General features: G+C 56.4%; 21 protein-coding genes. 12 read left to right on the top strand and 9 right to left on the bottom strand.

Translation table 11 applies throughout. The annotated features are described in order from the left end of the window. Window positions 1-43 precede the first annotated feature (43 nt). Window positions 44-1,477, bottom strand: coding sequence for a PLP-dependent aminotransferase family protein (locus tag CKW30_RS05210; RefSeq protein ID WP_095180180.1), 1,434 nt, complete (start codon window positions 1,475-1,477; stop codon window positions 44-46). A gap of 443 nt (window positions 1,478-1,920) precedes the next feature. On the opposite strand from CKW30_RS05210, the gene CKW30_RS05205 reads away from it, so the two are divergent. After that, window positions 1,921-2,361 carry a carboxymuconolactone decarboxylase family protein gene (locus CKW30_RS05205; protein WP_095180179.1) on the top strand — a complete coding sequence of 147 codons (441 nt, stop codon included), beginning with the start codon at window positions 1,921-1,923 and terminating at the stop codon, window positions 2,359-2,361. Between the two features lie 180 nt (window positions 2,362-2,541). Here the strand turns inward: CKW30_RS05205 and CKW30_RS05200 are convergent, their stop codons facing one another. Then, the gene (locus tag CKW30_RS05200; protein ID WP_371857527.1) at window positions 2,542-2,829 is read right to left on the bottom strand and encodes a hypothetical protein; all 288 of its coding nucleotides are present in this window, start codon (window positions 2,827-2,829) and stop codon (window positions 2,542-2,544) included. Between the two features lie 164 nt (window positions 2,830-2,993). Between CKW30_RS05200 and CKW30_RS05195 the strand changes: the two genes are divergently transcribed. From CKW30_RS05195 to CKW30_RS05185, 3 genes are read left to right on the top strand one after another with little or no spacing between them, the layout of a single operon-like run. Beyond that, window positions 2,994-3,716, top strand: a complete 723-nt coding sequence (locus CKW30_RS05195) for a secretin and TonB N-terminal domain-containing protein (RefSeq protein WP_095180177.1) — start codon at window positions 2,994-2,996, stop codon at window positions 3,714-3,716. Further along, window positions 3,713-4,264, top strand: coding sequence for an RNA polymerase sigma factor (locus CKW30_RS05190; protein ID WP_095180176.1), 552 nt, complete (start codon window positions 3,713-3,715; stop codon window positions 4,262-4,264). Before CKW30_RS05195 ends, CKW30_RS05190 begins: the two co-directional genes overlap by 4 nt. Window positions 4,265-4,296: 32 nt before the next feature. Next, window positions 4,297-5,235: a DUF4880 domain-containing protein gene (locus CKW30_RS05185; RefSeq protein ID WP_095180175.1), complete on the top strand. Its 939-nt coding sequence runs from the start codon at window positions 4,297-4,299 to the stop codon at window positions 5,233-5,235. A 445-nt stretch (window positions 5,236-5,680) separates the two neighbouring features. On the opposite strand, the gene CKW30_RS05180 is transcribed toward CKW30_RS05185, so the two are convergent. Together CKW30_RS05180 and CKW30_RS05175 are read right to left on the bottom strand one after the other, a co-directional pair. Then, window positions 5,681-6,289 (bottom strand): prepilin-type N-terminal cleavage/methylation domain-containing protein, encoded by a 609-nt coding sequence (locus tag CKW30_RS05180; protein ID WP_095180174.1) that lies wholly within the window; start codon window positions 6,287-6,289, stop codon window positions 5,681-5,683. After that, the gene (locus CKW30_RS05175; protein ID WP_095180173.1) at window positions 6,286-6,732 is read right to left on the bottom strand and encodes a GspH/FimT family pseudopilin; all 447 of its coding nucleotides are present in this window, start codon (window positions 6,730-6,732) and stop codon (window positions 6,286-6,288) included. Before CKW30_RS05175 ends, CKW30_RS05180 begins: the two co-directional genes overlap by 4 nt. A 120-nt stretch (window positions 6,733-6,852) precedes the next feature. On the opposite strand from CKW30_RS05175, the gene CKW30_RS05170 reads away from it, so the two are divergent. Continuing rightward, window positions 6,853-7,284, top strand: a complete 432-nt coding sequence (locus tag CKW30_RS05170; RefSeq protein ID WP_095180172.1) for a type II secretion system protein N — start codon at window positions 6,853-6,855, stop codon at window positions 7,282-7,284. Between the two features lie 448 nt (window positions 7,285-7,732). Here CKW30_RS05170 and CKW30_RS05165 read toward each other — a convergent pair whose 3' ends face one another. From CKW30_RS05165 to CKW30_RS05150, 4 genes are all read right to left on the bottom strand, one after another. After that, window positions 7,733-9,895 (bottom strand): DEAD/DEAH box helicase, encoded by a 2,163-nt coding sequence (locus CKW30_RS05165; protein WP_095180171.1) that lies wholly within the window; start codon window positions 9,893-9,895, stop codon window positions 7,733-7,735. Then, complete coding sequence (locus CKW30_RS05160) at window positions 9,892-10,611, bottom strand: Hachiman antiphage defense system protein HamA (RefSeq protein WP_095180170.1); 720 nt, start codon at window positions 10,609-10,611, stop codon at window positions 9,892-9,894. The genes CKW30_RS05165 and CKW30_RS05160 overlap by 4 nt, the downstream gene beginning before the upstream one ends. A gap of 227 nt (window positions 10,612-10,838) precedes the next feature. Beyond that, window positions 10,839-11,351, bottom strand: coding sequence for a serine protease (locus CKW30_RS05155; RefSeq protein ID WP_095180169.1), 513 nt, complete (start codon window positions 11,349-11,351; stop codon window positions 10,839-10,841). Continuing rightward, entirely contained in the window at window positions 11,348-12,478 is a 1,131-nt protein-coding gene (locus CKW30_RS05150) for a ComEC/Rec2 family competence protein (RefSeq protein WP_159894623.1), read from the bottom strand. The genes CKW30_RS05155 and CKW30_RS05150 overlap by 4 nt, the downstream gene beginning before the upstream one ends. Window positions 12,479-12,635: 157 nt before the next feature. Here CKW30_RS05150 and CKW30_RS05145 point away from each other — a divergent pair, with 157 nt between their 5' ends. Together CKW30_RS05145 and CKW30_RS05140 are read left to right on the top strand one after the other, a co-directional pair. Next, window positions 12,636-12,878 (top strand): hypothetical protein, encoded by a 243-nt coding sequence (locus tag CKW30_RS05145; RefSeq protein ID WP_095180167.1) that lies wholly within the window; start codon window positions 12,636-12,638, stop codon window positions 12,876-12,878. Between the two features lie 539 nt (window positions 12,879-13,417). Next, window positions 13,418-13,777: a DUF6124 family protein gene (locus CKW30_RS05140; RefSeq protein WP_016774969.1), complete on the top strand. Its 360-nt coding sequence runs from the start codon at window positions 13,418-13,420 to the stop codon at window positions 13,775-13,777. Window positions 13,778-14,143: 366 nt separating this feature from the next. Here the strand turns inward: CKW30_RS05140 and gspI are convergent, their stop codons facing one another. After that, window positions 14,144-14,530, bottom strand: a complete 387-nt coding sequence (gspI, locus tag CKW30_RS05135) for a type II secretion system minor pseudopilin GspI (protein ID WP_095180166.1) — start codon at window positions 14,528-14,530, stop codon at window positions 14,144-14,146. Between the two features lie 148 nt (window positions 14,531-14,678). On the opposite strand from gspI, the gene gspG reads away from it, so the two are divergent. From gspG to gspD, 5 genes are read left to right on the top strand one after another with little or no spacing between them, the layout of a single operon-like run. Further along, entirely contained in the window at window positions 14,679-15,137 is a 459-nt protein-coding gene (gene gspG / locus CKW30_RS05130) for a type II secretion system major pseudopilin GspG (protein WP_042606813.1), read from the top strand. A gap of 47 nt (window positions 15,138-15,184) precedes the next feature. Next, window positions 15,185-16,105 (top strand): type II secretion system minor pseudopilin GspK, encoded by a 921-nt coding sequence (gene gspK / locus CKW30_RS05125; RefSeq protein ID WP_095180165.1) that lies wholly within the window; start codon window positions 15,185-15,187, stop codon window positions 16,103-16,105. Beyond that, complete coding sequence (gene gspL / locus CKW30_RS05120; RefSeq protein WP_095180164.1) at window positions 16,102-17,223, top strand: type II secretion system protein GspL; 1,122 nt, start codon at window positions 16,102-16,104, stop codon at window positions 17,221-17,223. The genes gspK and gspL overlap by 4 nt, the downstream gene beginning before the upstream one ends. After that, window positions 17,216-17,764 carry a type II secretion system protein GspM gene (gspM, locus tag CKW30_RS05115; protein ID WP_095180163.1) on the top strand — a complete coding sequence of 183 codons (549 nt, stop codon included), beginning with the start codon at window positions 17,216-17,218 and terminating at the stop codon, window positions 17,762-17,764. Before gspL ends, gspM begins: the two co-directional genes overlap by 8 nt. Then, window positions 17,761-20,142, top strand: a complete 2,382-nt coding sequence (gspD, locus tag CKW30_RS05110; RefSeq protein ID WP_095180162.1) for a type II secretion system secretin GspD — start codon at window positions 17,761-17,763, stop codon at window positions 20,140-20,142. The genes gspM and gspD overlap by 4 nt, the downstream gene beginning before the upstream one ends. The last annotated feature ends 889 nt before the right edge of the window (window positions 20,143-21,031 follow it).

The raw sequence follows: 21,031 nt of genomic DNA, 5'->3' as shown, positions 1-21,031 counted from the left end.
ATCACCAATAACCAATCGGCGGTAAAAGCCTTATACCAACGGCTCATGACAGCTGTTCGAGGATGTCGCGCAAGCGATCGAGGGCAATGTCGATGTCGAGGGTTTCGATGGCGCCGAAACCGAAGTAAAGGCCTTCTTTCGCCGGCTGCTGGTAGTAGAAACCACTGATCGCATACAGGCCGACCTCGACCTTTTTTGCCAGCTCGATGACCAACGGCAAATCGATAGGCACCTTGCAGAACACCGCCATGTGAAACCCGGCGCTGGCCGGCACGGCTTGCAGCCATGGCGCCAGATCCGTCGCCATGCGCTCCAGGATGCGTTCGCGGCGTTGCGCGTAGATCGTATGGCAGCGGCGGATGTGCTTGAGCAGGCAACCCTCGGCGATGAACTTGGCCAGCGCCCATTGCGGCAGGGTCGAGGCGTGCAGATCGGTGAGCTGTTTGGCGCGGATCACTGCCTCGATGATCGACGGCGGCAAGATCGCGTAGCCCAGGCGCAACTCTGGCAGCAGGGTTTTCGAGAAGGTGCCGACGTAGGCGACGATGCCGCGCTGATCGAGGTTGTACAGCGAATCGGTGGGTCGGCCCTCGTAGCGGAATTCGCTGTCGTAGTCGTCCTCAATGATGATCGCGCCGAGATCGTGAGCACGGGCGAGCAGGGCCTCGCGGCGCGCCTGACTCATCGCCATGCCCAGCGGAAACTGATGCGATGGCGTCACATAGATGAGCCGGGTGCCATCGGGAATGTGCTCGACCTGAATGCCCTCGGCATCCACCGGCACCCCGACCACCTCCGCGCCATGCGTGCCGAACAACAAGCGCGCGGGCGGATAGCCGGGATCTTCCATGGCCACCAGACTGCCGGGACGGGTCAATACGCGGGCAATCAGGTCCAGCGCCTGCTGCGCGCCGTTGCACACGACGATGTCCTCGTCCTGACAGTTGATGCCACGGGAAAATGCGATGTGCCGGGCGATCGCATTGCGCAGCGCCGGCAAGCCTTCGGCAACGCTGTAAAAACCCTTCGACTGCGCCATCTGCCGCATCGCGTGGGCGACGCAGCGGCGCCAGTCGTCGTGGGGGAACTGGCCTTTGCTGGTGGCGCCGCCGATAAAGTCGTAGCGCAGCGAACCTTCCAGCGTCGGGTGACGCAGGAACACCGGCAGATTGCGCCAGCTCTCGATCACCTCGGCACTGGCCAGCTCGGTGTGGCTCTGCTTGCGCTGCACCTGCGCCGGTCGGGCGTTGACGTAGGTGCCTTTGCCGATCACCCCGGTGAGGAAGTTTTCGTAGGTCAGCTGCGCATAAGTGTCGGAAATGGTCTTGCGCGAAATGCCCAATTGCTCGGCCAGCAAGCGGCTCGGCGGTAACTGCGTACCCGCCGCCAACCGCCCGGATTCAATCGCCGCGCGCAACTGCTCATACAACTGACCGGCAAGATCCTTGCGGCCGTTGATCACGACATGAAGTTCCATACCGACGAGGCTCCCGGGTGTTGAGTGAAGTGTCGGTCAGATTAGCGTTGTTGGGCTTTTGGCAGTAGTTGCGTGGAGTAAAAACCGCAAATTGGCGCAAGTCCCTGTGGGAGCGAGCCTGCTCGCGAAGGCGGTGTGTCATTGAACAGATTCGTTGTCTGACACTCCGCTATCGCTGGCAAGCCAGCTCCCACAGTTTTTGCGGCGTGCACAAATCTTGTGAACGACGTTAAACCTTGTGGGAGCTGGCTTGCCAGCGATGGCGGTGGTGCAGTGGATGAATATTTGTCTGGGAAACCGCTTTCGCGAGCAGGCTCGCTCCCACAGGTATTGCGTTTGGCCGAGGTTCATTGGTGTAGCCGGAATTCATGGAATTGGGGCTGTAACACAGCCCGCACAGCCCTTACCGTGAACTCATCATTCCGCCTGCCGAGAGCCGCGCCATGTCCCTGCGTCTGGATTACTACAACGCTTCGCCCAAGGCGATGAAAGCGATGATTGCCATGGAGGCGCTGACCGCCAACTTGAGCATCGAAGCGCCGCTGCTGCAATTGATCCGGATCCGCGCTTCGCAACTCAACGGCTGCGCATTCTGCACCGATATGCACTCGGTGGACGCGCGACGAGCCGGGGAGAGTGATCGGCGCCTCTATGCGGTCGCGGTGTGGCGCGACAGCAACTTCTTCAATCCCCGCGAACGGGCGGCGCTGGCCTGGGCCGAGGCAGTGACGCTGTTGGCCGAAAGCCACGTGCCGGATGACGTCTACCAGCAAGCGCGCGAGCAATTCGATGAAGGCGAACTGGTGGACCTGACGGTTGCAGTCAGCACCATCAACAGCTGGAATCGTTTGGCTGTCAGCTTCCGTCAGACCCCGAGTGACTGAAAAGCCCCCCTCCCTGTGGCGAGGGGATTTATCCCCGTTCGGCTGCGCAGCAGACGCCAAAACGGTGAAATCGGTTTATCTGACAGATCAGAGTCAGGCGACTTCGGGGCTGCTGCGCAACCCAACGGGGATGAATCCCCTCACCACAGGTGCTAAATCCCTCAGCACCCACAGTGCGATTCAATTCGCCGGCCGCTGCGGTTTCACCGAGGTGCCAAACGTATTCCCCATCCGCGTACTGGTCGCCGCCGGGGTCGCCAGCCCGACCTGATTCGGCGCGCGCTTGTGCACCGGCACATTCAACGCTTCCATGTTCTTCTGCGCCGCCGCCGCGCCGTCGGGATTGTTGCCCATCTGTTGGCTCAGGCAATCGTAATTCGGCGCCTTGTAACCGCCGACCGTGACCTCGACACAGCCCAGCGGCTCTTCCGCCTGCGCCGCACTCACCATCAGCAGCAAGACCCACATCCACCGTGTTTTCATGTCCGCCTCCTGGCCCGCCCGAATGGGCCGCTATGGGTTTGAGTCTAGTGCAAGCGCGCCGCAAAACCCGTGATGGTTTTTTTGCACCGCCCGTCATACCAGAGTCATAAATGCCCCGCAGGATAGCGATTTTCAGGGGTGCGCCAGTCGTGCAGCGAGGCAGTTCGCGGATCAGTCTTCAGCGCTCGGCGACGCTTGTGCGCCGCGCGGGTCTGGGGTGGCTGCTCGGTCTGCTGGCCAACGCGGCCAATGCTGATCCAGCAGCGGCGGACATGCGCATGACCTTGCACATCCCGGCTCAGGAGCTGGCCCGGGCGCTGGATCAGTACAGCCGCGCCACGGGCGTCGCGGTGCTGGTCGATAGCCAGTTGAGCCGGGGCCGCCGCTCCCTTGCCGTGGATGGCGAATACACCGCCGCCGATGCCTTGCGCCATTTGCTCGGCGGCACCGGGTTGATGGCGCGTTACGCCCGCGCCGATGCGTTCACCCTGCAAGCGGCGCAGGTGGAAGACCTGCCAGTGCCGACGGACAAACCCACGCCGGCCGCTGTCGCGGTCAACCGCAGTTACGCGACGGCGGTGCAAGCGGCGATCGAGCGCAAGCTGTGTCGTTCGCCGCTGACCCGCCCGGGCAGTTATCGCGCGGTGTTGCAGGTGTGGGTCGGGCGCGACGGCGTGGTGCAGCACAACCGGTTGGTCACTTCGACCGGCGATGTACGGCGCGATAACGCGCTGGTGGAAAGTTTTCGCAACCTCACAATCGATCGGCCGACGCCCAGCGCCTTGCGCCAGCCGGTCACGTTGCTGTTGTTACCGGAGTCGTCAGGGAAACGCATGGAATGCACGAGATGGGAAGGAGTTTCCGGGGGATGAAAGACGCCGGACAAAGCGTGATGGGCCAGTTGTTCCTCAGCTCCTATGAGGATTTTCGCGTGCGCCTGCGCCGCCGCCTCGGCTCCGAGGACCTGGCCAACGACGTGCTGCACGAAACCTGGCTGCGGGTCGATCGCATGGAGACCCCGCCGAACCTGCTCAAGCCCAACGCCTACCTGTATCGCATGGCCCTCAACATTGCCGCCGACCGCCGTCAGGCCGATGCGCGCCTGCTCACCGGCACCGAAGTCGAGGAACTGCTGCAACTGAGCGACGAGGCCCTCGACCCGGCGCGGGTGGTCGGCGGACAAAAGGAGATGCAGGCCCTGCTCAGCGCCTTGTACGAACTGCCCGCACGACGTCGGCGAATCTTCATCGCCGCGCGGCTGGAAGAGGCGCCGCACCTGGAAATCTCCCAGCGTTTCGGCATCTCCACGCGCATGGTCGAGAAGGAAATCAAAGCCGCGCTGGGCTTCTGCGCAGCGAAACTTGAAAGAAAAGTGTTTCAGCGGTTCGGTCGCGGGGCCGGAAAACCGTCTAGCGAATAGTGACCCGATTAATCCGTTGAGAATTTGCGCGTTTGAACATCTTTCGACTGAAACCTGCCGAGCCATCGGCCGACGAGTTGCTGCACAGCGAAGCCCGCGACTGGCTGATCCTGCTGACCTCGGGCCGCGCCACCGTCGCCGACGCCCGCGCCCTGCGCGAATGGTGCGCGCAAAGCGGCGAACATGCCCGGGCCTTCGAAGAAGCCAAGCGGCTGTGGCATCACCTGCAACCGGCCGCCGAAGCCGTGCAGGGCCGCAGCAGCTTCGGCCGACGGGCATTTCTCGGCGGCGCGATTGCCGCATCCGCCGCATTCCTGCTGGTGCGCGGCACGATTCCCGGTGGCTTCGAAGGGCTGGGCGCCGACTACATCACCGAAGTCGGCCAACAGCGCCGAGTCGAACCGGCGCAAGGCGTCAGCCTCGAACTCAACACCCAGACCCGCATCAACCAGCGCAGCGTCGAAAACGGCGTGCAGGGCTTTGAACTGCTCAGCGGCGAAGTCGAAGTGCAAACCGCACGTCTGCCACTGGCGATGCAGGCCGGGGCAGGGTGGTTGCGCGCCAGTCAGGCGCGCTTCAACCTGCGCAACACCGACCAGCAAGTCTGCGTGACCTGCCTCGACGGCACGGTCGACGTCGCCATCGAAGGCCGCAACCTGCGTCTCGAAGCGGGCCAGCAAGTCACCTACGACGCACGGCAAATCGGCAACGTGCAAACCGTCGACACCGCCGCCGTGATGAACTGGCGCCAACAAGTGCTGGTGTTCAACGGCGCGACCCTCAGCCAGATGATCGACGAAATCAACCGCTACCGCCCCGGCATGCTCCTGCTGCTCAACCGCGAACTCGGCCAACGCCGCGTCCAGGCCCGCTTCAACCTCGACCAACTCGCCGGCGTCGCATTGCTGATCCGCGACGCCTACGGCGTCAAATGCACCGAACTGCCCGGCGGCGTCGTCGTCCTCAGCTAACCAAAGCCCAGCGCAATCCAACTGTAGGAGCTGCTGAAGGCTGCGATCTTCTGATCTTGATCCTGCTTTCTGTGGGAGCGAGCCTGCTCGCGAAAGCAGTTTCCCAGCTGACCAATATCTTCCGGTCGCACTCGAACCCTGTGGGAGCTGGCTTGCCAGCGATGACGGCCTAACAGACCGCCCCCAATTCAATTGTGGGAGCGAGCCTGCTCGCGAAAGCGGTTGCCCAACTGACCAATATCTTCCGGTCGCACTCGACCCCTGTGGGAGCTGGCTTGCCAGCGATGACGGCCTAACAGCCAACCAACCTGCAACTGACCGCCCCCAACCCAATTGTGGGAGCGAGCCTGCTCGCGAAAGCGGTCTACCAGTGACAACAATATTGACTGACCCACCGCAATCGCGAGCAGGCTCACTCCTACAAAAAAAGCTGCGGTGACCCCGGCTATTGCAACAACCCAATCACCTGCCGATACCGCTCAACCCCCTGCGCCGTCTGCCGACTCAAACGAATCTCCAACCCCAACGGATCCTCCCGCCGATTCCCGCTCAACTGCCGCCATCCCTTATCCACCTCCCAAACCCGCACCTGCACATCACTCACCTCACTCAACACCGCAACCCCATTCCCAGGCGCCGGCAACGGATAGCGACTGCGCGCCTCAGCCACCGCCCGATACAACGTATCCCCCTTGACCCACCACCGAACCCGCTGCAACGCCCCCGGCTGATCCGCCGCGCTGCGAATAATGTCCAGCCGAAACCCCTTACTATCACTGCTGCGCACCGTCACCGCCGGCGGCGCGGTCGGCGCCTCATCCTCAGCCCCGACCTTGCGCGGCTCGCTCAACTCCACCCCCGCGCGCATGTCCACATCGCGCTGCAACTGATTCAACACCCGCAACAACCCATCGCTCTGCTCACTGCTCGCCTGCAAATGACTGTCCGCCCGCGTCACACTGTCCAGCCCGCGCCAAGCAATCAGACTCACCACCGCCATCAGCAGAATCGCGACCATCACCTCAATCAGAGTGAACCCTTGCTGAGTCTTCATTGAATACTGATCCGCCCACTGCCATCGCGCAGCACACTCAGTCGATTGGCCCCATCCGACAAAATCAGCCGCAACGGCGGATTGATCCACTCGGCACTCAGCACCACCGTGTGCCGGGGCTCCACACGCACCTCCACCTTCGGGCTCTGCCACGCACGCGGGCGCAACTGCGCATCCTCCTTGAACGACTCAAACCCCACGCCATCATCCCCACGTCGACCAAAGCGAAACCCCTTGGCATCCGTCACCCACACAATCGGCCGCCCATCCGCGCGAGCCTCCGCCTGCGCCACCTGCAACAACTGCGCAACCCGCTCGGCATCCTTGCGCAACAACTGCAACGGATCAGGCCTGATACTCAAACTGATCGCCGCACTGGCAATCCCGATGATCACCAGCACCACCATCAACTCGATCAACGTAAAACCCTGCTGCCTGCTCATCACCCACGCGCTCCTTGGCGTCCCACCCCATCGTGCCCGGCGAACATGTAAGGCATGTGAAATAAAACGGAGAGAATTGCCGCGTAGGCTGGCAACAGGGACAACAAGGAGCGACAACCCATGAAATTCACCACACGGATTACCCCGGCACAAACCGTCCAGGCCCTGGCCCTGCTCGCCGCCCTGGTGGGCGTCGCGACGTGGTCGTCGCTGCTGCTGACCTCGGCGGAATCCCACACACCCGCAGCCACCCCGCAAGTGCTCGCGGCGAGGAGTGATAGCCCGGCGTTGCAGTGGTTCTCCAATGAGACCGCACCGGTGGATATCAAGGTGAGCGGGGTCATCGCGGGCGGGAGTGGGACGGTGGCGATATTGAGTTTGAATGATGGCGCGCCGAGGAGTTTTTTGGTGGGGGAGAAGGTTGGGGTTGGGGTGAAGTTGGTGGGGGTTGAGGGGGATGGGGTGGTGATTGAGCGGGGTGGGGAGAGGGTGAGGTTGGGGGTGGAGAGGTTGGGGGAGGGGGTAGTTTTGCCGAGGTTGATGAGGCCGTGATTTATAGGGTTGAGGTCACTATCTTTGCCGTTTGCTGGGTTGCCAGCAAAAGTAGCTTGTTAAGGATTAGACTTAAAGACGACGAATACTAATGCTTGCTCTCGGGTGGAAAAAGTATCATATGAGTGAAAACTGTCGGCCGAAAAGGAACTATCGTTTTATTTTAAACTGTGACGCTTTATTAACTAGTAAAGTTGAGAAGACTGAATAATTATGGGCGATGCCACTGTCTGTAGTCCATCGGCAAACACGATAAGGCAAGTGAAAGTGCTCAATAGGCGGGTGCACTGCGCTCGCGTAGATTCGAGTTTTTCGCGCAGTCGCACCACAATGGCCCGATGACGCAGTTATAAATGATGTCCACTTATGGTTTGTATATTATGGTTTGGTTGTTGGATAGAATGGTTGTGATGACCGAATGCTAATGTATTTTTCATTGCTGTAACCTTTACATGTAAGAAAGAGCGTGTTTCAAAATGTGCGTTTCAAACTCAGTAAGATATGTAAGGTTTTTCATAGGGATTGACTTTAGTTTTGTTATATATTGGTCTATATTCATGTCGTCAAAATTATTATTATCAAGAATCTTCTTTGTAATCTGAATCGGGATGCCGAATTCCTCAAGCGAGTTCACAGCAGGGGGGAAGTAGAAATTTTCAAGCGTGGAAGCGAAAGGTTTGTAGTCGCCAAATGGATAGGAAAATCGTTTGAATATCAGTTCTTGAATATCACTTATTGCATAAATTATTTTCGGAAGGTTGTAGTTTATTAGGTTTTTCTTAAAGTTAAAAACAGCCTGTATCGCATCATCAATGTTGTAGCTGGCCGAGCGACTAGCCCAAAATTTTTGGTCTTGGATGATTAGTACCTTGTCGTCAACCTTGTTGATGATATCAATCATTTTTTTATGTAATTGTATGTCGGTGCGGACGGCGCCGCCGCCCATTGATGATACATTGAAATATTTGAATAATATCTTGGATAGATGCATCAGTTGGCTGCTAGTTGGGTATATGCCCTCCCAGCGCATAAGACTGTTCCAGGTATTGCACTTTTCGATCAGTGCATTAGCAAACTCGACAAGCTTGCTCGGATGGATTCCCTGGTGCTTAAGAATTAACGAAATAGGAATGGCTTCCTGCTCATAATATCTTTGTATCTTTTCTTTGTTCGATCCGCTAACTTCATTGCCCATATGCAAAAGGAGTGAATCAGATGCATTTTCACTCTGCGTGATTATCGGCATGTCGATGAACGGCAGTTCATTTTGAGGCTTTTCACCAAGGATAAAAACATTTCCCACAAAGTGCTCAAACATCCTTCCAGATCTGCCCGCGATATTGTTAAATGTAAACATATCAAGCTTGGTTCTTCTGGTAATGCAGTCGTCATATATAATGATATTCTTGGCGTTGGTGTTGACTCCCTCGATAAGTGTGGAAGTGCAAATGATAATATTGATATCCGAACTGTTAAAGTGGTCTACTATCAAAGAAGCAACTGCTCTCGGTAATTGCGAGTGATGATAGGCGTTACCGTGTTTGAGTCCTTCAACTAGCGACCAGTCAAAATGAAAGTTTTCGCCAAGCCAGATTGAAAAATCTTCATTGCGTTTTTTTTGATTGAACAGTCCAGAGTCAAGTAACTTGACCAACAGGGAACTAGCTCTTTTTGGGGACTTGCAGTAGATAACAGTTTGCTCATCCTTCTCAAAGGATTTTAAAATATGTAAAAGTATGGCATCCCTTTCCAAGTCCTTATCAGCGTCTTTCCCATTGCTAACTATCGGATGGAAAAATTCGTTAGTAGCTACAGTAGCGTAAGAGTCAAATTTCAAAAAAGTACATCTAAGCTCGTCTTCAATTCCCGCCGCTAACCCATTTATTCTCGGGCCCAGCATGTAAAAACGTTTGCATTTCGCATAGAGCTTTTTGAAAGCAAGGTTCAATCTATCACATCGCTCATCATTTTTTGTTGTAGGTGCTAATTTGTAAAATTCGTCTATTATAAAGAAATCTATTTTCCCAAGATCTATATGTTCAAGTACCCTTTCTTGAGTCAGGATGTATATATTGCTCTGATCTGATCTTTGCGTAACCTGAGTAATGATTTTATAGGTTTTACTATACTTATATAGCTTCTTTTTAAGCTCGTCCATCAATGCGATCGTAGGAACAACAATGGCAATATTAGTAAATTTCCGGCTTGCAATTAGTGCTTCTATGATTAAGCTTTTCCCAAAGCTGGTAGGCGCACTCAGGATAATATTCTCGCCATTTATTATTCTGTGAAATACCTCGGCTTGGCGGATGTGAAATATCTTGTTTTCATCTTGAGGTGTGGTAAAAATGCTACGCCTAAATAAATCCTTACTTGTATTATCGGTGGTTTCAACGTAAGGATATAATCCTAATTCACCTAGCAAATGATCCAAAATGAAAGAATTTTCTATTTCCCCTTTTCGCTCCATTGATCTGATAACAATATCTTGTATTAAGTGCTGCTGCTCGTGTCTGTTATATTCGTTCACAAGCGATATCAGAAAATCATCCCATTGATCGAACTTAGGATTGCTTAAGCTGGCTTTTGAATCTTCGTACCAAGAGGTCATGAATTAAGCTCCTTTACTAAGGCCTCATTTACGATTGAAACATCCGAAACGGGAAAATAAAAAATTCGTAAATTTATTAGATCAATTAGATCTGATCTGATTGCCTTGACAAGGATGTTTCTACACTCTTGTATGCGGTCGTTGAAAAGTTGGATGAATGAGTTTTGGTCGTAATTAGTGATTATTGAACTATCATGCATCAAAAACACTGGGATAATTATTTTGTCGAATCTTTCGTCAATGGTGAGGCCAGAGTTAGCCAGTCTTTTAAGCTTGTCTGTATGTGGCCAAGATTCGTCGATTTCCGCTGTAAGCATAAATAATCGCTGCTTTAATGTTGTCAAGCTTACTATGTACTCAATGTTCCTAATGGCGGCAGTTACGGCTTCATCGATGTTGGTGCTAACTGAGGAGGCGCCGATCCATAATTCAATGTCGTCAAGATTTAATACGACATGAGTGCAAGAGAAAGTCTTGTTGTTCATATCGAATACTTTGTTCATGATAGGGATCGTTTTATATGAATCACGTATGGCGATATGCAAAAATAAATCGCCTAATGCATTCATGTCGTTGGCGGGATAATTAGCTCTTGCGTGTTTGAATAGACCTCTTTCGGGGCCACTAAAATTTGCCTTCTCTTTATGTGAATGGCAATAGTCAATGATCCAGTCATAAACAGTCTCTGTCAAATTACTAAGATTCCACACTTTCATCGTGAATCCGATATCGATCCCTTTAATGTTTGGTTGTCCGACATTGCAATTTATGCAGTAAGTGAATGGTGATGCCGGATGATCAGGAGCGGTATAATGTATTCCCTCTTGGATCCTGACATCTAGATTCAAAGCATGGGTGATCTCAAGCGCTGCCGAGTCGGCTAAAATATCTTTGACTGATACAGCATATAAGGTATTACTGCCCTGTTGTACGAGCAGAAGACCTACGCATAATCCGTCATGAACACCGGGGAACCCGACATGCCCTTGTATATGCTAACGTAATCCGACTGCGAAACTTCAAAGCTGTATTGTCTGCTGGTAATGTGCTCAAATACGTTAGATACCTTTACGCTTATGGGGGTGCAATAATGCTGTTTCTCAATTGGAAATCCACAAGATTTAACTTCTACATCCAAGCTAATGCTGGTTGAGTATAGTCCGATAAAGTTTGGTGCTACGTCCTCAGCTTCAAGAATGCAGAAGTCTTTTGATTCATTCGAATAAACGCATTTGGCAAATGAAAAGATACTTTTATCAAAGTCGTCACTTGAGAAATAGATTCTAAGCTCGTCTGAATCAGCAATTATATGATTGGCGGTAAGTATTAATGTCGGTGATATCGCAAAGCAAGTGCCGCGCACTTCATTTAGGATGTTGCCGCTGTCATCCTTTTTGATCGCCTCTAGAATATACACTGAATCGGATTTGTATTCGCTTGGGATTGTAGTGCTCACAGTTCAATCTCGCGGTCATCTATCTCTATGGTAACTTTTGAGTATTCGTCTTGGATTTCTTTAAAGAACCATTGAGGGATATTCTCAAGCCGATAGTTTGTTATTATTCGCGTGGTTTTTGATTTATTTGTTTCTGCAATTCTAGCTAAAGTTTCAAGGTTTGGGTGCCCGTGAGACTTGCCGTTTGTGCTGATCATATAAATGGAGCAGTCGAGACGATCTAGCAACTCCATGCTTGTACTGCTTCTACTCCCGTGATGAGAAATTTTTACAGCGTCCACTTTTAGCTTTTGAATATTATTGTCGTCAAGCCACGAAATTACTGTGCTTGAATAGCAGTCGCCAAGACACAAGATGCGTTTATCGCCATGCTCTATTAATAAGGAGAGGCTGCTCATGTTGGTTGGTGACGTGTCTTCCACAAAAGGTTCGCTAGCCAGCGATTTAATAGTGCGCGATGTTATGTTGGATATCGGGTAGTCGATTGGCGATGGGGTTAGAGAGCTGGCATATAAATCAAAGGCTTCATAATATGTTTTGTTTATTATTTTAGGTTTAATTAGCTTTGAGTTTAGTTGGTCCTTCCAGCTTTTTATTAATGCGTCGAGTGATGATTTTTGTGGTCCAATAATTGTGAATTTAATCAGGCCCATATTGAATCGGGGGAGTTTTTCCCTGTAGATAGCCTCGCCGGAGACTACCTCATTGCACTTGAGTCCTCTCGTGTTAATAGTATACGAAAGCGATGTACCCTCTGAGTACCCTATGCGTATGTTTTCCTCTGGGGTTGTTAGCTCACAAGCGAGTGCTTGCAACTTGCGATCTGTCAAGTAACTTGTTGCACGATCTTCATGTGGCTTACCAAAAAATTGTTCGGCGCCATTAAATAAGATGTTTAGGATTTCAGGACATTTTTCGTGCTGAAGAAGCTTTATAATGCCATTAACATGATCGTTATCTATATGCGTTACAATGAGGGTATTTATAACTTTTGTTTTATCAATTATATGTTCTTTCCAATCCTCAAATGATTGAGCGGTGCCTCCGTCAATCAAGATAAATTCAGATTCGGTGGTTATGCTGATGCAGTCGCCATTGCCAGCTTTAAGCATGCGTATTTTGAGCACGTGCGTCATCCCTGATTCTTAGATGATAGCATTGTAGCACCATCAGCAATGGGCTCGCGCTGGATGGTTCTCTATCCCCATCAGATGAATAGCTCCTGCTTTTTAGCGACATAATGATCGCTTTTGGCCCGGTGCGGTCCTCCATGAGACTCCGCTCATGGCCAAGGGCGGCATAATTTTGAGCGATCCGAACAATCCGCCGCGTGCACGTAACGAAGTGTTGGTCATGGAAGAGCCTCGGAAAGGGGATGCGGCACTCAAGCCCATGGCTGACGAAGAAGAGAGCTTCATGGTTCGCTATCAGAACCAGACAGAATCCGTCTTTCGCAAGGCTCGACATCAATCGGTGTTGATGAATCGATCTTCGTCAAGGTCTTGGGCGACGTTAAAACCTCTCTGAAGGCAATCGAAATTCTGCATCAGAAAATTTTCCGCGATACGGTCACTTGCGTAGCTCAGAGTTTTCCGATAGGCGCGCTCGACTGTTTGCCGAGATTAAAAGGCAACTCACCAGGTTGGCGAAAAAGGGCATCGTTTTAACCTACCACCCGATTCTTAAATCAGTCCTCGGCATCAAGGTCCCGATAAACACCAACGTTTAAAAAGACATCTCCAGTCACGCTCCCAGGCTACACATCCTTGCGCCTTTGCCTACAGCTACGCCAGAATCCGCCGGCTTGTGCGCTTAGGGGGCGGGTTCTATTGTGGTGCGGTCGCTGACAAATCAGCGATCGGATTTGACCGTCCGCCCAATATCAAGGCGCGCCAGCGTTCTGCACGTATTCAGGCATTGTCTGAATTTCTGTTGCGGTGGCTGTGCGTGGGACACCTTCGGGTGTGCCGGATTCCTTGATGTCCGGTCGGTCAACCCGCGTACAGCTGCCACCTTGTTTGTTTGACCGCGAACGGTGGCGGCTTCAGTCATCAAGGAGCTTTACCATGATCAAACCAACACCCAACCCACCCGAAACCGATCCCACATCCCCGTACGAATCCCTCGATTCAAACAAGCTCCACGAAGCCGCCGACCGCGCGCTCGATCATTACCTGTCGCCAAACAATCTCCTGCCTCCGCCGCGTAAGGCGCGTGGGATGTATGCGGTGACGGCGGATACCAAGAATGAAGAACTGCTGGCGGATGCGAGTGAAACGCTTGCTTCGGCGAAGACGATTGCTCAGGACATTTCCAGTTTGCTGCCGGCGCCGCAGCGGCGGGCGTTGTTAGGGGTTGCTCAACTGATCATGTTGGGGGAGTTGGCGGTGAATCGGGTGATGGATAATTTGGAGGTGGCGGGGTGATGTCGTTGGCCTTGATCCGGCGCTGGGCCTTGGGATTTTAGGTGCGGCAGAAAAGCCCCTCACCCCAGCCCTCTCCCGGAGGGAGAGGGAGCCGACCGAGGTGTCTTGCGTTGTGCATCGACCTGGACGAGCGTGTTGATTATGGATTTTTGATGCTTATGCACCGCGGCAGAAGAGCCCCTCACCCCAGCCCTCTCCCGGAGGGAGAGGGAGCCGACCGAGGTGTTTTGCGTTATACATCGACCTGGAAGACCTTAGCGACTATGGCTTTGCTGGGCTTCAGCAATGCTGGATTCAGAGCGATACGTTCAGGTCGGCGTATCTCTGGAACATCCCCGTATCGGTTCCCTCTCCCTCGGGAGAGGGCTAGGGTGAGGGGCTTCCTGGCCGTGGCAACAGGGTCTCCAGTCTGGCCAACGGCGGGGCGTCTTGGTTGCGGTCGAATACTTGAATTCCAACCTTGAGCAGTCGCCCATTCTCTGCGCTAGCGATCACCTGTTCACAGCGCAACAACAATCTTCCTTGATCACATTCAACAGCCTTCATCCCATTCGGCAATCGCCCCTCCAGCCGTAGCTCAGCCATCCGGCTCTGCGCGGCAATCATCGCCACCGACCGATCCCTTAAAACCCCACTGCTCTGCGTCATCAACCCTGCCACACGCACGGCGGCGGACATGGCGACGGCGATGATCGACAGTGCCACCAGCACTTCAATCAGGGTGAAACCTTCCTCTCGCGTTCGCGCGCGCATACATGGCCTAAAAGTAAAACCCAGCCCTCGACGCTAACCCCCGTCCTTGACGGCTTGACGACGGAAACACCCGAGGATTTTCAACATCCCTGACATATCTTCTTGCAACACTGCGCGTCGAATTCGGATCAAGCCAGGGAATGTCGAGATGGATATCGCACCTTTGAAAACGCTCAGTCAGTCGCCGCGCATGCCGCGGAGCCAGCAGGGTTTTACCTTGATCGAGATCATGGTGGTGGTGGTGATTCTGGGGATTCTGGCGGCGATGGTGGTGCCCAAGGTGCTCGACCGGCCGGATCAGGCGCGGGCGACGGCGGCGAAGCAGGATATTGGCGGGTTGATGCAGGCGTTGAAGTTGTATCGCCTCGATCACGGCACGTATCCGAGCATGAATCAGGGGCTGAAGGTGTTGGTCGAGCGGCCGGCGGATGCGAAGAACAGCAACTGGCGTTCGTACCTGGAGCGTTTGCCGAATGACCCGTGGGGCCGGCCTTATCAGTACCTCAACCCGGGCGCGAATGGTGAGGTCGATATCTTTTCCCTCGGCGCCGATGGCCAGCCTGACGGCGATGGCGTGAATGCCGATATCGGTTCCTGGCAGTTGTAAGGCCGGCCGTGAACACAGGTTCGCTCAACGGGGCGAAGCAACGGGGCATGGCGATTATCAGTGCGTTGTTGATCGCGGCGGTGGTGGCGGTGATTGCGGCGGGTATGTTGACGCGCCAGAGCGTGGCGACCCGGGCGCTGGAGGCCGATCAGCAGCGGGTGCAGGGGCGTTGGCTGGCGCAGGGTGGTCTGGAGATCAGCCGGCAGTTGCTCTGGGATGCGCGCCTGCGTGATCCGTTGACCCGGCTTGATCAGCCTTGGGCGCAGCCGTTGCTGGCGGCGGGTTTTGCCGGGCGGCTGGAGGACGAGCAGGGCAAGTTCAACCTGCGCAATCTGGTGGCCAACGAGCGGATCGATGCGGCGCAAGTGCAGGCGTTCGAGCGCTTGTGCGAGTTGATCGGTGTGAGCGCCGTTGTCAGCCAGCGCATCCGCGAGCGGGTGATTGCCGGTTATCCGCATTTGCTCAATGCGCAGATTGGCGCGACTGGCAAAGCGGGTTTCGACAGTGGCCGCGCGACTTCGCCCGATGCCGATCACAAACCGCCACCGCCGAAGCTGCCGATGCTGCGCACGCTGGATGATTTGCGCAGCGTCGAAGGCGTGACCGATGCGCTGATCGGCCAACTGGCGCCGTACGTGACGGTGATTCCGGCGACGACGTGGATCAACGGCAACACCGCCACGGCGCAGGTGCTGGCGGCGTATGTGCCGGGGCTTTCGCTGGAGCGGGCGACGGCGTTGATCGCGGAGCGTGACGCCGGGCGCTGGTTTATCAATCGCGGCGATTTTGTGAACCGCTTGCGCATGCCGCAGTTGGAAATGAGCAGCGTCAAAGTCGGCATAACCAGTGACTGGTTTCGTTTGCGCGGTGAGGCGCGGCGTGATCAGCGCCGGGTCAGCCTCGATGCTTTGCTGCACCGCAGCGAAGATCGCCTGCCGCAGGTGATCTGGTCGCGGGTGGGCGCATGAGCCAGTTGCGCGTCGGGTTGCCGCCATTGGCGGAGCTGGAGTTGCACAGCGAAGTGAGCTGCGCCTGGCTGGATCGTCAGGGGCAGGTCAGTCGTAAGGAACGACTGACTTTGAGTCAGTTGGGGCAACGGCCGAAGCAACCACCGCTGCTGTGTTTTCTGCATCCGGCCGACAGCCTGCTCGCCAGCATTGATCTACCGCCACTGCCCGCGAACAAAACGGCGGCCGCTGTGCAGTGCGCGGCGCAGGCGTTGATGCTCGGCGACAGCAGCCAGATGCATATCGCTCACAGCCCGCGTGATGCGAGTGGGCAGGTGCAAATCGCCTGGGTGGCGCGGCAGCATTTGCAGCGTCTGGCTGCGGTACTCAAGCAGGCGGGGTTGACGCTGCGCGGTTTGTATCCGGCGCCGTACAGCCTGCCAGTGCTGCCGGGGGTTGTCGCTTGTGTGGCGGACGGGCATTTGCTCCGGCGCGAGAGTTTGAACAGTGCGCAGGTTGAGCCGTTGCTCGGTGACGAAGTTGATGAGGCATCGTTTGAAGCCGGATCAGCACAACGCTGGATCGGTCCATTGCCCGGTTGGGGGTTGCTCGGGGGGTTGCAGCAAGCCGGCGGCGAGCAACGTGGCTGGGGTCGTGCTGTCGGGTGTGTGGCTTTGGCCGTGGTGGTCTGGGTGATTGGCCTGAATCTCTACGCCGCCCGCGAAGCGCGGCAGGGCCAGCAGCTCAAGGCGCAGATGAGCCAGCGGGTGAAGCAGGCGTTCCCCGAATTGCCGGTGATTCTCAACCCGCTGCAACAGGCGCGTCAGCAACTCGAGCAGCGGCAAAAAGGCGCGGTCGATGACCCGGCGCAAAATTTCAATCGACTGGTGTTGCAGGCCGGCACCGGCATGCCGTTCATGGCTGGCAGTGTCGAGCGTCTGACCTATCGCGACGGCGTCTTGCAGCTGGCCTTGCTAAGCGATGCAAACCGTGGCGGCAACGACAAGGGCTGGCAAAGCACGTTGGCCCAGGCCGGCATCAGCGTCACTGCCGATGACGATGGCTGGACCTTGCGCCCGAGCGATGAATCCAGCGCCAACACCAACGAAGACGACGACAGCGGAGCAGACGATGAGTAGGGCGACGCTGGCGATTTACCGTGCGCGCTGGCAGCGCTTGCGCAGCCAGTTGCAGGCGCGTTGGCAGCCGTTGGCGTTGCGTGAAAAACGCATGGTCGCCGGCATGGCGCTGGTGCTTGTCGGTCTGCTGATCTGGCTGACGCTGGTCAAGCCGCCATTGGCCAGGATCGCTTTCTGGCAGAGCGAAACGCCTAAGTTGCGCGCGCAAACCGAGGCGCTGGAAGTGCTGTTGCGCAGCGTCAACGTCCGGCCGCAGGGGCAAAGCGTTGGCCAGTCGCTGGAGCAAAGTCTGCAAGCGGCGGGGCTGGCTGGGCACTACCAATTACAAGCGGCGGAGGATGGCGCGTGGCAGTTGAATGTCGACGCCGCGCCGGCCGATGCGCTGCTCGACTGGCTGCTCAGCCAGCCGTCACAACTTTCTCTGCAGGTGGTCGAGGCGCAGTTGCAGCGCGCAAGTGAGGCTTCGACCGAAGTCACCGCCGGCACTTTGTCAGGCACCGTTCGCATGGATCAGGCGCAGGGCGCTAAGGAAGCTTCATGAAGGAGTCACGCTGCAAACCGGCACGTCTGGCGCTGCCGTTGTTGCTGATGGCATTGAGCGCGTGCAACAGCACTACGGCGCCGCAGAATCAGCCGCCGCTATTGGTCGACAGCGAACTCGGGCGGCCGCTGGCCAACACCCAGCGCAGCGGCGATGCGGTGGCCGATCGCGAACGGGCGCAGGCTCAGGCGCGGCCGGTGCCAAAGCAATTGCACAACATCAGTCAGCGTGGGCGCAGTGCTGGCGCGGCGCCGAGCAATGCGATCCCGCGCAATCCGTTGGGCGAGCAACCGGTGACGCTGAATTTCGTCGAGGCCGATATTCAGGCGGTGGTGCGGGCGCTGTCGCGGGCCACCGGGCAGCAGTTTCTCGTCGATCCACGGGTCAAGGGCAATCTGACCTTGGTCTCGGAAGGTCAGGTGCCGGCCCGCCAGGCTTACGACATGCTGCTCGCGGCGTTGCGCATGCAAGGCTTCAGCGTGGTCGATGTCGGCGGCGTGGCGCAGGTGGTTCCCGAGGCCGACGCGAAACTGCTCGGCGGGCCGATCTACAGCGCGGATAAACCGGCCGGCAACGGCATGCTCACGCGCACGTTTCGCCTGCAATACGAAAACGCGGTGAATCTGATCCCGGTGCTGCGCCCGATCGTCTCGCCGAACAATCCGATCAACGCTTATCCCGGCAACAACACCGTGGTCATCACCGATTACGCCGAGAACCTCACCCGCGTCGCGCAGTTGATCGAGAGCATCGACACGCCGAGCGCGATCGACACCGATGTGGTGCAGATCCAGAACGGCATCGCCGCCGACATCGCGCCGATGGTGGCCGACTTGCTCGACGCGCCGGGCAACGATCCGACGCAGAAAATCGCGGTGATTGGCGACCCACGCTCGAACACCATCATCATCCGCGCCGGCAGCCCCGAGCGTACCGAGCTGGCGCGCAACCTGATCTACAAACTCGACAACGCGCAGAGCAATCCGAGCAATCTGCACGTGGTTTATCTGCGCAACGCCCAAGCGGCGAAACTGGCGCAGGCGCTGCGCGGTTTGCTCACCGGCGAAAGTGATAGCGGCAGCAGCGACGCGGCGCGGTCGGTGCTCAGCGCGATGGGCAGCAGCACCGGCGGCAATGCCGGGCAGAACGGCCAGAGCAGCACGCCGAGCACTGGGACTTCAACGACGACTGGCAGCGGCGCAAGCGGCGGCAGTTATGCGCAGGGTAGTGGTGGCGGCAGCAGCAGTGGCGGTACGCAGAGCAGCGAACAGAACGTTGCGTTCAGCGCTGGCGGGGTGACGATTCAGGCTGACGCCACCACCAACACGCTGCTGATTTCCGCGCCGGAGCCGCTTTATCGCAATCTGCGTGAGGTCATCGATCTGCTCGACCAGCGCCGTGCGCAAGTGGTGATCGAGAGCCTGATCGTCGAGGTTGGCGAGGACGATGCCAGCGAATTCGGTGTGCAATGGCAGACCGGCAATCTTGGCGGCAAGGGCGTGATCGGTGGCGCCAATCTGGGTGGCGCGGGGCTCAACACCGGTGCCAAGAACAGCATCGACGTACTGCCGCAGGGTTTGAACCTTGGCTACGTCAACGGCACGGTCGACATCCCCGGCATCGGCAAGATTCTCGACCTGAAAGTGCTGGCCCGGGCGTTGAAGAGCAAGGGCGGCACCAACGTGCTGTCGACGCCGAACCTGCTGACCCTGGACAACGAAGCGGCGAGCATTTTTGTCGGCCAGACCATCCCGTTTGTCAGCGGCAGCTACGTCACCGGCGGCGGGGGCACCAGCAACAACCCGTTCCAGACCGTGACCCGCGAAGAGGTCGGCCTCAAGCTCAACGTACGCCCGCAGATTTCCGAGGGCGGCACGGTGAAGCTGGATATCTATCAGGAAGTCAGCAGCATCGATGAGCGCGCGTCCAACAGCGTGACCGCGGCGGGCATCGTCACCAACAAACGGGCGATCGACACCAGCATTCTGCTCGACGATGGGCAGATCATGGTCCTCGGTGGGTTGCTGCAGGACGGTTACAGCCAGAGCAATGATGCGGTGCCGTGGCTGGGCAGCCTGCCGGGCATCGGCGCGCTGTTTCGCAACGAACGCCGGGCGATCACCAAGACCAACCTGATGGTGTTCCTGCGCCCGTACATCATCCGCGACAGCGAAGCCGGGCGCAGCATCACCCTCAACCGCTACGACTTCATGCGCCGCGCCCAGGGCGGCTTGCAACCGGAACGCAGCTGGGCGATGCCCGACATGCAGGCACCGCAATTGCCAAGCACCGCGCAAGGCGTGCCAGCGCCGGGGCCGACATCAGGCCCACGGGCCACGATCAAAGCCGTACCGATTGAAGGGAGCACGCGGTTTTGACTGAGATGATGATTGTGGCGAGGGGATTTATCCCCGCTCGGCTGCGCGGCAGTCGTAACACCGGTACACGCGATTTGCCTGTAGAAACTGGTTTTCAAGTTTTGGGTCTGCTTCGCAGCCCAGCGGGGATAAATCCCCTCGCCACAGGGGATCGCATTGCCCCAGAGGATCCCATTGCCACAAGGGATCCGATTGCCACGGTACCGATTGAAGGGAGCACCCGGTTTTGACTGAGATGATGACGGTGGCGAGGGGATTCATCCCCGCTCGGCTGCGCAGCAGTCGTAAAACCGGTGCTCGCGATTTGTCTGTAGAAACCGGTTCTCAAGGTTTGGGTCTGCTGCGCAGCCCAACGGGGATAAATCCCCTCGCCACAGGGGGGCTCATTGCCCCAGAGGATTTCATTGCCCCAGAGGATCCCATTGCCACAAGGGATCCCATTGCCACGGTTTCGATTGAAGGGAGCACCCGGTTTTGACTGAGATGATGACTGTGGCGAGGGGATTCATCCCCGCTCGGCTGCGCAGCAGTCGTAAAACCGGTACACGCGATTTGCCTGGAGAAACCGATTCTCAAGGTTTGGGTCTGCTTCGCAGTCCAACGGGGATAAATCCCCTCGCCACAGGGGATCTCATTGCCACAGAGGATCGCATTGCCCCAGAGGATCCCATTGCCACGGTACCGATTGAAGGGAGCACGCGGTTTTGACTGAGATGATGACTGTGGTGAGGGGATTTATCCCCGCTCGGCTGCGCAGCAGTCGTAAACCGGGCACACCCGATTTGCCTGGAGAAATCGGTTCTCAGGTTTTGGGTCTGCTTCGCAGCCCAACGGGGATAAATCCCCTCGCCACAAGGGATCTCATTGCCACAGAGGATCGCATTGTCAC

This window comes from Pseudomonas sp. Irchel 3F6, assembly GCF_900187595.1.
Lineage (GTDB): Bacteria > Pseudomonadota > Gammaproteobacteria > Pseudomonadales > Pseudomonadaceae > Aquipseudomonas > Aquipseudomonas siliginis.
The sequence above is the reverse complement of the archived record's forward strand: the minus strand, read 5'-3'. Positions and strand labels throughout refer to the sequence as shown.